The following is a 12,256-nucleotide window of genomic DNA, read 5'->3' as shown; positions in this document are numbered from 1 at the left end:
TAACCGCACCGCCCGCCGCTTGGCTGAGGGTGGTCTTGTCGGCGTTGACGGTGTACTCGGTGTTGTTGCCGTCCACTTTTTCGCTGACGGTAACGTTCTTACCGGCAACGACGGTGGTGGTTTTTTCGGTGGCGGCGAGTTGTTCGTTCAACTGGGCGACGTTGACGGCATCGGTGGCTGCCGTACCTTTGGCTACGTTGCTGATGGCTTTATTGCCGGCGTCGATGCCGTCGGCAGTGATGTTCACATCGCCTGCTTTCAGACCGTCTTTGCCCAGCGCCACTTTGTCGCCGACGGTTACGCCGCTGTTGTTCACAACGGTCTCGCCTGCGGTCAGGCTGTCAGCCTTCAGGTCTTTAGCGGTAGAAACTTTGTAAACGTTAGAACCGCCTGTTTTGTCGGTTTCGACGACGATGTTGTCGTCGCCGCTTTCTACACGACCTGAATTGGCTTTCAACTGGGCAACGTTGACGGCGTCGGTATCTGCCTCGCCTGCGGCGACGTTGGCGATTTTATTGCCGCCGTTGTCCAGACCGTCTTTGGTCAGGCTGACAGCTTGTTTGCCGCTGTTTGGTGCCGGTGTCAGGGTGATGCCGGTTGCCGTAGTGTCGACTTTGTTGCCGTCTTTGTCGGAAATGCTGCTGCCGTCGGCTTTAAACGCGCTGTGGCCGCCGTCGGTATTGCTCAATTCTATGCCTTTTGCGTTCAGCAAGTTGGTATTGCCGCTCGCTTCGGTCAGCTCGATATTGCCCGCAACGGATTTGGTGGTATTGCCTGCCTTGTCGGTCAAAGTATTGCCTTCGGCTGTCGAAGCGTTGACTTCACCGTCTTTTCCAACCAAGGTAACGTTGCCGCCATTGATGGTCGTGGAGCTGCCGTCGGTATCGAACCGTGCGCTGTTCAAACCTTGCAAATCTTTGGCAAGTTTGACGTTGAGCGTACCGTTAAGGTCGTCTGAAACCACGCCGATGTTGTTGTCGGACAGTTTCGCCGCATCCGCACCGCCTTTAACCAAGACTTGGTTGCCGAGTTTGCGCTCGAAATTCTTGTCTGCGTTGTCGCCGCCGAAAGTCAGGCCTTTTTGCAGCTCGGTACCGATGTTGTCCAACGCGCCTTGTACGGTGTTGACAGGTGCAGCCTGCGTACCGTCGGTTTTGGTTACGACCAGATTCGGTACTTCAACTGCGCCGGTAGTCGGATTGACGGTTGCGCCCAATGCGGTTGCCAACGGAGTGAGCTGGCTGACGTTGACGGCGTCGGTATTGTTCACACCGGCAGCGATGTCGGTTGCTTTCTTACCGCCGTTAGACAGACCTTCGGTCGTCAGTTTGACGGGGTTTGCCGCCGTGCCGACGGTCACGCCGTCTGCAGAAACGGTGGTTTTGCCGCCTGCTGCGTCGATGAATTCAGACGAGGTCAGACCTTTCAGCTCTTTCGCTAGTTTGACGTTGAGTGTGCCGGTAGTGTCGTCTGAAACCACACCAATGTTGTTACTGTCGGACAGTTTGGTTGCATCGGCTTCACCGCCTTTAACGGTGACAGTGCTGCCCAAACGTCGAGTTGAGGGCGTACCGGCATCAGCGGCAAACGTCAGCGGTGTGCGTGCTGCATCGCTTAACGCACTTAATGCTTCTCCGACAGTATGGTAAGTCGCTACGCTGCTACTATCAGGATTGCCGGAAATAACTGTGTAATTCGGTGCAGTAATAGAGCCGTCAGCAGGATTAACCTGTGTGCCAAGTACTTTGGCAACTTTGTCCAGCTGGGATACGTTTACCGCATCGTTTTGCTTCTGACCATCTTTAACATTACCGATAGTCGTCGGAGTCGAGGTTTGAGGGTCGGTCGGATTCAATGCGGCAATCGTTACGTCATTGCCTGTATAGTCAGTGTTATCCTCTACATCGACAAACTTAACGGTGCGTGTTTGCGTATTTGGATCAATGGCTACTTCGCGTCTCAACATTTTGCCGTTGGAACCAATATAGGAGAACGGTGTTGAATTACTAACCGTAGTCAATGTAGTTACATGGACGTTTTTAATTGCATCCGATAACTGCTCAAAATTCACTGCATCAGACGGATCGCTACCTTTGGCAACATTGATAATCTTGTTGTTTGCCATATCCAGACCGCCATTTGCAGTAATTTTGCCTGCAAAAGTCGGAGCATCAACTGTATTGATGCTGACTGCGCCTTTATTTTGGCTCAAACGGATATTTTGACCTGCTTCCAGCGTAATGGTCGCACCATTGGTAATTTCTTCCAAAGAATAGTTTTCAGCAACACCATTGGTATTGTTGGTTTTAGCCGTATTCAGCTTGAACGATTTGTAAGAGGCTTTGTTGATAGAAGCAATGGCATCATGAATAGTGCTTTCACCCGTACCGCCAATGTCAGTCATCTTAATAGTGCCGTTATTTGCAATGGCTGCGTTTCCACCCAATACGCCGACTGCGCTCTTACCGATGTTGTTCATGACGTTTTGAGTCGCATAAAGCTGGCTGCCGTTTACTGCGTCGGTGCTACTGTCGCTGATGCGGCCTGCGGCGACGTTGGTAATCGTACGCTCTTTGCCTGCCGTGCCGATGCTGAGTGTGGATGAAGGTGCGTTACCTGCAAAGTTGCCGAAGGTCAGACCGCCAACGGTAGCAGAGGTCGTCTGAACGGCTGCTTCAGTTGCGGAATTGACACCCAATGCGATGGAGTCTGCATGAGCGGCATTGGCGTTTTTACCGAGCGCAATAGCGTTGCTTGCAGAAGCTTTTGCCGCATCACCGAAGGCAAAGGTGTCGCCTGCGGTGGCTTTGGCATTTTTACCGAAGGCTACGGCACGGTTTTGCGTGGCTTGGGCGTTGTAGCCGATGGCGATGGTGTCGTCTTTTTGCGCGTCTGCTTCGTTACCCAATGCCAAAGCATTGTTGGAAGTGGCTTTGCTGTTGCGACCTGCCGCGACAGTACCGGAAGCGGTTGCGCGGGTATTGAAGCCTAACGCGGTCGCACCTGCCGCCGTGGACTGGCTGTATGCGCCGATTGCGGTGGAGGAATCTTGGTTGGCGATTGCGCCGTCACCAACCGCTACGCTGGATTTGCCCAATGCTTTGGAAGACTGACCGCCTGCGAAGGAGTTTTGACCGTAGGCGTTGGACGCTTGACCGACGGCGGTAGCGTTGGTGCCGCTGGCTTTGGTGTTCGCACCGATGGCAACGGAGCCTTCACCTTTGGTCGCACCGTTGACGGCGGCAACGGAGGCGGTATCTGCATCGACGGAGGCGTTTTTACCGATGGCGATAGAGTTGGAAATTACCGCCTGCGCGCCTGTACCGACGGCTACGGCAAAATCGCCCGCTGCCTGCGCGTCCGCACCTGCTGCCAGAGCATCCAATCCGGTTGCACCGTCATTGTTGTAGTTGCCTCGGGTATCAGAGGCCGTATTAACGCTGTAAAAATGGCTGGAGCTGCCGCCACCCAATTGGTCGATTTTATTGTTCATCGCTTCCAAAGCGTCGTGAACATTGGCTTTGCCTGTACCGCCCAAATTGTTCAGGGTCAGGTTGCCTGCATCGTCGATTTGGGTACTGCCGCCCAAGGCGTTTTTGACGTTGTTACCCAAGTTGAGCAGGTAAGAATTGGTCGCGTAAAGCTGGCTGCCGTTGATGGCGTCGGTGCTGGTTGCGCTGATGACACCCGCAGAGACGTTTTGAATTTGACGGGTGAAGTTGTTGGCAGGGGTGGTTGCATCGACTTTACCGACGGAAACCGTACCGTAAGACCATGTACCGGCAGCTGTGTAGTTACCGTTCAGTGTGTAATCGCCATTGTGATGCGCTTCGGTCAAACTGCCGCCACCCAAAGCAACATCGTTTTCATTGACGGCATGGGATTCGTAACCCAAGGCAAGTGCTTTGACAGCATCAGCTTTGGTGTATGCACCCAAAGTAACCGCACCTGCTTTTGCCGAAGTCGCAGATACACCCAAGGCGACAGTATTGCCTTCCGCAGCATTGGCGGAATGACCGATAGCAATAGCTTCTGCTGCAAGTGCTTTAGTCGTATTACCAAAGGCAATCGAGCTGTTGCCCGTTGCTTGGGTGTCAAGACCCATCGCCATTGCATAGTCTTCTGAAGCGACAGCATTGCTGCCGATGGCAATGCCGTTGAGCTTGCTGTTGGTTACCTTCGCCATGTTACCGATGGCTACGGCAAAACGACCGGAGGCATTGGAATCGATACCCAATGCGACCGCCTCACTACCCGATGCGTTGGCACGCTGACCGACAGCGACGGAAGAAACGGCTCCGGCAACAGTCTCGTGACCGATAGCAACAGTTTCGTGTGCGCTGGCATTGGCAGTCTTACCGATGGCGACGGAATTGTCGCCGCTGGCTTTGGAAACCATACCGACGGCAACTGCGGATTCTTTTTCTGCCAAGGCCGTTTTACCGATGGCTACGGTGTTGCTGAAGCTGCCTTTTGCAGCTTCACCGATGGCGACAGTGGAAGTGACGCTCAGTTTTTGGGCATCCGTACCCATGCCTGCTTCCCTACCGATGGCGACGTTGTTCGCGCCAACCACAAATGCACCGGAACTTAGACCAAGGGCGATGTTATCCACGCCGGTAGCGTTGTTGCCCGTACCTTTACCGATGGAGATTTGACGTTCATTGGTATAGGCATTGCGACCGCTGTCCGCGCCGATATAGACGGTGTCCGCGCCGACCTTGCGTCCTGCGGAAACGGCATCGTCGTATACGCCCGCGTTTGTACCCACTACGATATTGCCCGTACCTGCCGCTACGGCTTTGTTACCGATGGCAACGGCGTTGTTGGCAGTCGCTTTGCTGTTTTGACCGAGCGAAGTAGAAGTCTCTGTAGTAGCAATGGCTTCCTTACCGACTGCGATGCTGCTCAAACCGGTTGCCTGAGTGGCAAAACCGACGGCAATCGCGCCTTTGGCAGAAGCGGTGGTTTGCGGACCAGCAGCCAAGGCGTTTTCAGCACCTGCATTGCTGTCCACGCCAAAGGCTGTCGCGCGCAGGCCGTTTGCCGTGCTGTTTTTACCGACGGCAGTGGTATCATGATTGACGGTCTTGGCACCATAACCGATAGCAGTTGAGAAATTACCGGTTGCGTTCGTCGCTTTGTCCGTCGCCTGACTGCCGCCAATCGCGATGGAGGACGTGCCCTGTGCATTTGCTTTACCGCCGATGGCAATACCATAAGCTCCTGAACCGACCGTAAATTCGCCTATGGAGATGGCACGCTGTGCAGAAGCGACGGCAGTACCCATTATTGCCAGGCTGGCAGGACCCGATGCATTGGCACCTTTACCGATCGAACTTGAACCACCGATGGCAACAGCACTCAATCCCGAAGTAGTGGAATTGAAACCAATGGCAACGCCATTAGATGCTACATCGGTTACAACGGATTTGGTACCGATGGCAACGGACGAACTGCCCTGCGCATTTGAGTTGTCACCAACTGCAATACTGCCGCTTTTGGTGTTCGCCAAATATCCGATGGAAACGTTTTTATGTTCCTTACCGGTCGCACCGGTTCCGATATAAACCGAATGACTGCTGTTGGAATCAACGCCCGCCGACGAACCGATGGCGATGACATTATTGACTCCCGAACCGCCTTTCAGTGCGCTCTCGCCAATGGAAATATTGCGGCCGCCGGAAGAAACGGTATCGCCTGCCAATTTTCCGATACTGACATCAGCCTCACCTTTTGCCGATGCCGTCTGACCCATGGCGATAGATTGGTTGTGATTGGCACTTGCCGCTGCACCAATGGCAATCGCACCGGTTGCACGGGACGGCTCATCACTCGGACCCGCAGTGGAAGAATTGGCACCGATAACGACATTGGTTTCTCCTTTGGAAGATGCCCCTTGTCCCATCACGACGGACTTGCCTTGTTTGGGTGTGACTCCCGGTACGACATCCAAGGCTTTTGTACTATCGTCGCCGCAGACCACGTTGTAGCTGACGGTATCGAAATAGCAGGTGTTATATTCGGTACCTTCGACAGCCTCGGCAACAGCTTTACCATTGGCAAGGGTTTTGCCGCTATTTTCTGCGGCCATAGCTTGACCGCTGGCAAGCAGCAGACCGGACATGATGGCGGTAAACGCGAAGCGCACGCCTGCGGAGGCAACAATACCGCCTATGCCTGATGAAGCTGTTTTCCCATGCGCTTTGGCAAATTCTGCCACCGCGTTCCACGTCTGTGTGGTTTCGTTCCATACGACACGATAGATTTTATTCATGCTGACTCTCTGATTTAAAATGTTAAACAAATAAACTTAATATATTATTGAACTGATGGAATAACCTGCTTTTCAAACATCCAATCCAATAACCAAAAATGAAAATATCGTATTTGATACCGATATTTCGATTGCAAAATTTATTCAACGGATATGACGCATATTGTCACTTTCAAACAAATTTCAGGATTTATCTATACCTCAGATAACAATCTCCCAAACATTGTTTGTCGACCTTTTGGCTATTTATCTATCCGATTATCTTTGATGACTTCTATTTTCTTAACTTTATTTTGCAATTAAAGCGAAACTTTATCTTTTTATCTGAAAGCAATTTATATGCCAAAACCCTTTTTACCTGAATTCATCCGTACTGAAAAAATGATATTTTTAAGTATTCAGAATCCAAAAATAAGAAAAGAGGTCGTCTGAAAACGTTTCAGACGACCTCTGTAAAACTTATTTAATTCAATATTAATGAATTATGTTTCGGATGCCATCTTCAGTAAGTTGGCGATGTTAAGCGGCATTATTCTGTATAATGCCGCAATGTTTTTGAAACAAGGAATACAAATGCTTACCCCAGAACAAGTCAAATCGCTGATTGAAGGCGTCGCCGCTTGCGAACACGTCGAAGTCGAAGGCGACGGACATCACTTCTTCGCCGTCATCGTCTCTTCCGAGTTTGAAGGCAAAGCCCGCCTCGCCCGCCACCGCCTGATCAAAGACGGTCTGAAGGCGCAACTGGCCAGCAACGAATTGCACGCGCTGTCGATTTCCGTTGCCGCCACGCCTGCGGAATGGGCGGCGAAGCAGCAATAAGTCGTTAGCTCAGACAAAAAAAGGTCGTCTGAAACCTGAATCGGAGTTTCAGACGACCTTTTTTAATTTACACAATGTTGAATTGCCGCTTAATAAGCATCAGGAATGCAGGCAGATTCAGTGTTGCTCCTTATGCCGCTGCTTCGAGTTTTTCGACCATGCCGACGCCGACGCCGCAGATGCCGACGTGCACCGCCACCACCGGCGATACGGGAACGCCATCATCCAAGCAGATACCGGTCCGCTTGAAGAAGCGTTCTGCAAATATCCGATACCGGTCGCGTTCGCCCGTATAAAGACCGCCGAGGATAAATTGTTCCCTGTTTTTGCCTTGCATCAGTTTCAACACTTGGTCGATGATGGCATCAAACATTTTTTCGTCATCGGAAGTGGATTCGACCCGGCACAACTGATCTTGCGAAAAGCGCAATACGGCGCGCAGCCCCAACCAGTCGCACAACGAAGCGCCCAATCTTGCCATCGTGCCGCTGCCGACAAGAGATTTGATTGTGGACAGTCCGAAAATGATGTTGCAACGTTCTTTTAAACCTTCCAAGTAAGCAACGATTTCCGTCGGCGTTTTTCCTTCGCGCAACAGGCGGTCTGCTTCCAAAGCAAAAAAGCCTTCGGGCATGCAGCATGTCCCTGTATCGACGACATGAACTTTCAACTGTGGGACCTGCTCGGCAACTTGACGCACCATATCGGCAGAATCACTTAATTTGTGGCTCAACGTCGTCACGATGGCTTCGTGATAACCCTGGCCGACCAAATATTGAAAAGTCCTCAATAAATCTTCAGACGACGGCGGTGTTGTAGAAACATCGCTGTCCAAATGCTCGCGGCGCCAATTGCAATATTCTTCATTGCTGATTTCCAGTCCGTCAGCGAACTCTTGTTGTTCCATAAATACATTCAGATGCAGAATCTGAATCGGGCTGTCCCGATCAAGTATGTCCGACAAAGAGCCACTCGACGTGGACAATACCGCGCAACGATATAAGGCATAAGAGCCTGTCATACACTGCTCCCTTGTGCATCAAACAATGCAAAATCTCAAATAAATAAAGGACCATCTAAGCGGTCTATTTTAATGATAAACGGTATGTAAATTTTTGTCTATATATTAATAGTTTTGAACATTATTTTGAAACTAAACACTATATTCTAAAATAATAGTCATCATTCATTGCCATATGGTTTTTACGCCTCGTTTTGAACACCGGCGTTTACATATCGTTTACAATACATCTACTTATCAATCAAAAGACTATCCCATGCAGAAAATCACCCTTATTGCCGCCTGCGCACCCGACCGTTGCATAGGCATCAACAACACCATGCCTTGGCACTTGCCCGAGGACTTCGCATTTTTCAAATCCTATACCCTCAACAAACCCGTCGTGATGGGGCGGAAAACTTGGGAATCCCTACCCCGCAAGCCGCTGCCCGGACGCCGCAATATCGTCATCAGCCGTCAGGCAGGTTATACAGCGGAAGGCGCGGAAACCGTCGGCAGCCTTGAAGAAGCGTTGGCATTATGTGCGGCTGTGGAAGAAATCACCATCATGGGCGGCGCACAAATCTATGCCCAAGCCCTGCCGCTCGCCAGCGATTTACGGATTACCGAAGTGGCATTGAGCGTACAAGGCGATGCGTTTTTCCCTGAATTTTCGCCGTCAGAATGGCGCGAAGCAGCCCGCGAAACCCACACTTCTGCCAACGGCACAGGTTACGCATTCGTCCATTACACCCGCATCCGATAAACGAAAACAGGCGGTTTGCCGTCAAACCGTCCGCCAGCGATGCGATGAATCAATAAAATCACAAAGGTCGTCTGAAAACCGGTTTTCAGACGACCTTTGTGATTCTCAAACAGCCGATATAGCGAATTAAATTAAGCCAACCGTAGCGTGGGCTTCGCCCGCGAATCTGCCGATCAAATCCCGAACCGGACAATCGTCCAAGCCATTTTCCGCGGGCAAAGCCCACGCTACAATCCGCGACCAGTATCAGCGGCGTGCCGTTGTTCCCCAACCCGCCTACCAAGTCGAATAAGGATGTTTGCTCAAATACGCATTGGTAAATTTTCCTTCCGACGTAATCTCCGCGCCCAGCCAGTCCGGTTTTTCAAAGGGCGTATCTTCCGCAGGCAGCTCAAGTTCCGCCACCACCAAAGGCTCGTTGTCGCCGAAATACTCGTCGATTTCAAACACAAAACCTTTAAACTCCACCCGATAACGGTGTTTTTCCATCTTAAACGGACACATCGTCTCCATCATCTGCTGCGCGTGCGCCAAAGGAATTTCGTATTCAAACTCGCTGCGGCTGACATCCGAAATATAGCCTTTCAAAGTCAGCCAAGCCTTGTCGTCAATAATGCGCACGCGGATGGTGCGCTCTTTTTCCACGCTCAAATAGCCCTGCTGCAACACCTGCGGCGCAGAGGCTTCGCGCTTCCAATCATCGTTTTTCAACAGGAAACGGCGTTCGATTTCAATAGTCATCTGTTTGATTCCAATATAAAAGAAGGTCGTCTGAAAACAGGTTTTACAAACACATCAAAACGGCTTGAACACCACCATATACAAAGCAACAACCATCATCAATACGGGCACTTCGTTAAACACCCTGTACCACTTGTGCGAATGCGTATTGCGTTTTTCCTCAAAGCCGCGCAGCAGCGCGCCGCAATAAAATTGATAAGCCAAAAGCAGCAGGCCCATCAAAAGCTTTACATGCAGCCAGCCTTGCCCCCACCAACCCGTAACAAACGGAATCAAAATGCCGCACACCAGCGTCCCGAATCCCAACGGCGACATAAACTTATACAGCCGCCGCGACATCGCCGAGAGCCGCTCATATTCCACCGGCTGCTCCGCCGCTTCGACCTGCGCCAGATTCACAAAAATACGCGGCAGGTAAAACAGACCGGCAAACCACGAAATCACAAAAAACACATGCAAGAGCTTAAACCACAAATACATTTTCAGACGACCTCACGCTCGAAAACGCGTATTTTACCCGCCAAACCGCAGCGGCTGTTTTCTTTATATCAACGACTGTCTGTTTTACGCCCGAAAAATTGTAAATTACGTCATAATTTCGCACAGTCGATATGCAATAAGATTAAACTTTGTTAAAATGCGCATGTAATTAAAACTAATAGCCGCCATACCTCGCGGAACAAACACAAAACGGAAAGAAAACATGATTAAGCAATTTGAAATCAGCACCAGCGTTCAAAAACAACTCGGCGACTACCTCGCCGCCAACCAGACCGACCTCAAAACCGCCATGGCGGACGAAACCCGCAACGGCGAAGTCGCCGCCATCATCCATGCCGGCCTGCCCATGATGGTTCGCAAAATCTATTCTCTGGAAAAAATGAAAAACTTCTTCTGGACGAAAAAAGAGCTGATGGTCGAATTCGTCGCCATGCGCCTTGCCGCCGCCGAAAAGAAAAACGCCAAGAAAAAACGTTAATCCTTCCGGCTCATTGAAGAAAAAGACAAAAAGGTCGTCTGAAAACCAAAATCAAGGTTTTCAGACGACCTTTATCATTGTGAAATCACTATATAATACCGTCCATTAAATTTCCGATACGAGCCAGCCATGTCCGCATCCCAACCCACCATCGCCGCCATCGCCACCGCACCCGGACGCGGCGGCGTCGGCGTGATCCGTCTTTCCGGCAAAAACCTGCTGCCTTTGGCGCAAACCCTCAGCGGCGGCAAAACGCCCAAACCGCGCACCGCGCTTTACACCGACTTTCTCGGCGGCGACGGACAGCCGATAGACAACGGCATCCTGCTCTACTTCTCCGCCCCCGCCAGCTTCACCGGCGAAGATGTGATTGAATTGCAGGGACACGGTGGCCCCGTCGTAATGGACATGCTGCTCTCGCGCTGTCTCGAACTGGGTGCGCGCATGGCGGAGCCGGGCGAATTTACCAAACGCGCCTTCCTCAACAACAAACTCGACCTTGCCCAAGCCGAAAGCGTCGCCGACCTCATCGACGCCTCCAGCAAATCCGCCGCACGCATGGCGTTGCGTTCGCTCAAAGGCGCGTTTTCCCAACACATACACGAGCTGGTGGACGACCTTATTACCCTGCGGATGCTGGTTGAAGCCACGCTGGACTTCCCCGAAGAAGATATCGATTTTCTCGAAGCCGCCGACGCGCGCGGCAAGCTCCAAGCTCTGCAAGGTCGTCTGAAAACCGTCCTCGCCAGCGCGGAACAAGGCGCGATTTTGCGCGAAGGCATGAACGTCGTCCTCGTCGGCGCGCCCAACGTCGGCAAATCCAGCCTGCTCAACGCCTTGGCGGGCGACGACATCGCCATCGTAACCGACATCGCCGGCACCACCCGCGACACCGTGCGCGAACAAATCACCCTCGACGGCGTGCCCGTCCACATCATCGACACCGCCGGCCTGCGCGAAACCGACGACGTGGTCGAACAAATCGGCATCGAGCGCAGCCGCAAAGCCGTCTCCGAAGCCGATGTCGCCCTGATTCTGATTGACCCGCGCGAAGGCGTGAACGCCAAAACCCAAGCCATTTTGAACAGCCTGCCCGAAGGTTTGAAAAAAATCGAAATCCACAACAAAGCCGACCTGACCGGCGAACCCGTCGCCGTCCGTTCAGACGGCCTCGCGCAAACCGGCGCGGACACCGTCATCAGCCTGTCCGCCAAAACCGGCGCCGGCCTCGACTTGCTCAAACACGCGCTCTTACAAGAAGTCGGCTGGCAGGGCGAAAGCGAAAGCCTGTTCCTCGCCCGCAGCCGCCACCTCAACGCCTTGCACGAAGCCGAAGCCGAGCTGGAAAACGCCGCCCTTTGCGGCAACAACCAAATCGAGCTTTTCGCCGAACACCTGCGCCTCGCCCAAAACGCGTGCAGCGAAATCACCGGCGAATTCACCGCTGACGATTTGCTGGGCGTGATTTTCTCGCGTTTCTGCATCGGCAAATAAGATTAAACCTTATCCATATGCGAAAGGTCGTCTGAAAACCAAGATTCAGGTTTCAGACGACCTTTGCCGTTTCAAAACATCGGTTTTTAATAAAATCCACGGATTGCTCACAACTTATCCACAATCCGAACCCCGCTCCAATTTAATCAAATCAAACCTAATCTATTGAAAAATATC

Annotated in this window: 8 protein-coding genes; 4 read left to right on the top strand and 4 right to left on the bottom strand. The window is 51.9% G+C overall.

The window, feature by feature from the left end:
• Positions 1 to 6,277 (bottom strand): ESPR-type extended signal peptide-containing protein (locus tag AAG834_RS09150; RefSeq protein WP_342031938.1); only part of this gene is annotated, 6,277 nt, incomplete at its 3' end.
• 573 nt (positions 6,278 to 6,850) lie between these two features.
• Here AAG834_RS09150 and AAG834_RS09145 point away from each other — a divergent pair.
• On the top strand, positions 6,851 to 7,099 hold the full coding sequence (locus AAG834_RS09145; RefSeq protein ID WP_029609441.1) for a BolA family protein: 249 nt from the start codon (positions 6,851 to 6,853) through the stop codon (positions 7,097 to 7,099).
• Positions 7,100 to 7,229: 130 nt separating this feature from the next.
• On the opposite strand, the gene AAG834_RS09140 is transcribed toward AAG834_RS09145, so the two are convergent.
• On the bottom strand, positions 7,230 to 8,120 hold the full coding sequence (locus tag AAG834_RS09140; protein ID WP_342031937.1) for a DegV family protein: 891 nt from the start codon (positions 8,118 to 8,120) through the stop codon (positions 7,230 to 7,232).
• A 256-nt stretch (positions 8,121 to 8,376) separates the two neighbouring features.
• Between AAG834_RS09140 and AAG834_RS09135 the strand changes: the two genes are divergently transcribed.
• Positions 8,377 to 8,865 carry a dihydrofolate reductase gene (locus AAG834_RS09135; RefSeq protein ID WP_070515044.1) on the top strand — a complete coding sequence of 163 codons (489 nt, stop codon included), beginning with the start codon at positions 8,377 to 8,379 and terminating at the stop codon, positions 8,863 to 8,865.
• A 276-nt stretch (positions 8,866 to 9,141) separates the two neighbouring features.
• Here AAG834_RS09135 and AAG834_RS09130 read toward each other — a convergent pair whose 3' ends face one another.
• Positions 9,142 to 9,606: a CYTH domain-containing protein gene (locus AAG834_RS09130; RefSeq protein ID WP_070515042.1), complete on the bottom strand. Its 465-nt coding sequence runs from the start codon at positions 9,604 to 9,606 to the stop codon at positions 9,142 to 9,144.
• Positions 9,607 to 9,660: 54 nt separating this feature from the next.
• The gene (locus AAG834_RS09125) at positions 9,661 to 10,086 is read right to left on the bottom strand and encodes a CopD family protein (protein WP_070515038.1); all 426 of its coding nucleotides are present in this window, start codon (positions 10,084 to 10,086) and stop codon (positions 9,661 to 9,663) included.
• A gap of 223 nt (positions 10,087 to 10,309) precedes the next feature.
• Between AAG834_RS09125 and AAG834_RS09120 the strand changes: the two genes are divergently transcribed.
• Positions 10,310 to 10,585, top strand: a complete 276-nt coding sequence (locus tag AAG834_RS09120; RefSeq protein ID WP_003762327.1) for a hypothetical protein — start codon at positions 10,310 to 10,312, stop codon at positions 10,583 to 10,585.
• A gap of 129 nt (positions 10,586 to 10,714) precedes the next feature.
• Positions 10,715 to 12,079, top strand: a complete 1,365-nt coding sequence (gene mnmE / locus AAG834_RS09115) for a tRNA uridine-5-carboxymethylaminomethyl(34) synthesis GTPase MnmE (protein WP_070602201.1) — start codon at positions 10,715 to 10,717, stop codon at positions 12,077 to 12,079.
• The last annotated feature ends 177 nt before the right edge of the window (positions 12,080 to 12,256 follow it).

Origin of the sequence: Neisseria sp. Marseille-Q2251 (assembly GCF_940793045.1) — a bacterium.
In the GTDB taxonomy this organism is placed as follows: Bacteria; Pseudomonadota; Gammaproteobacteria; order Burkholderiales; family Neisseriaceae; genus Neisseria.
This window is presented reverse-complemented; position numbering and strand designations above follow the sequence as displayed.

Bases quoted from the DNA above. Each gene is read 5' to 3' on its own strand.
- AAG834_RS09145 (WP_029609441.1), top strand. From the start codon at position 6,851: ATGCTTACCCCAGAACAAGTCAAATCGCTGATTGAAGGCGTCGCCGCT.
- AAG834_RS09140 (WP_342031937.1), bottom strand. From the start codon at position 8,120: ATGACAGGCTCTTATGCCTTATATCGTTGCGCGGTATTGTCCACGTCG.
- AAG834_RS09135 (WP_070515044.1), top strand. From the start codon at position 8,377: ATGCAGAAAATCACCCTTATTGCCGCCTGCGCACCCGACCGTTGCATA.
- AAG834_RS09130 (WP_070515042.1), bottom strand. From the start codon at position 9,606: ATGACTATTGAAATCGAACGCCGTTTCCTGTTGAAAAACGATGATTGG.
- AAG834_RS09125 (WP_070515038.1), bottom strand. From the start codon at position 10,086: ATGTATTTGTGGTTTAAGCTCTTGCATGTGTTTTTTGTGATTTCGTGG.
- AAG834_RS09120 (WP_003762327.1), top strand. From the start codon at position 10,310: ATGATTAAGCAATTTGAAATCAGCACCAGCGTTCAAAAACAACTCGGC.
- mnmE (WP_070602201.1), top strand. From the start codon at position 10,715: ATGTCCGCATCCCAACCCACCATCGCCGCCATCGCCACCGCACCCGGA.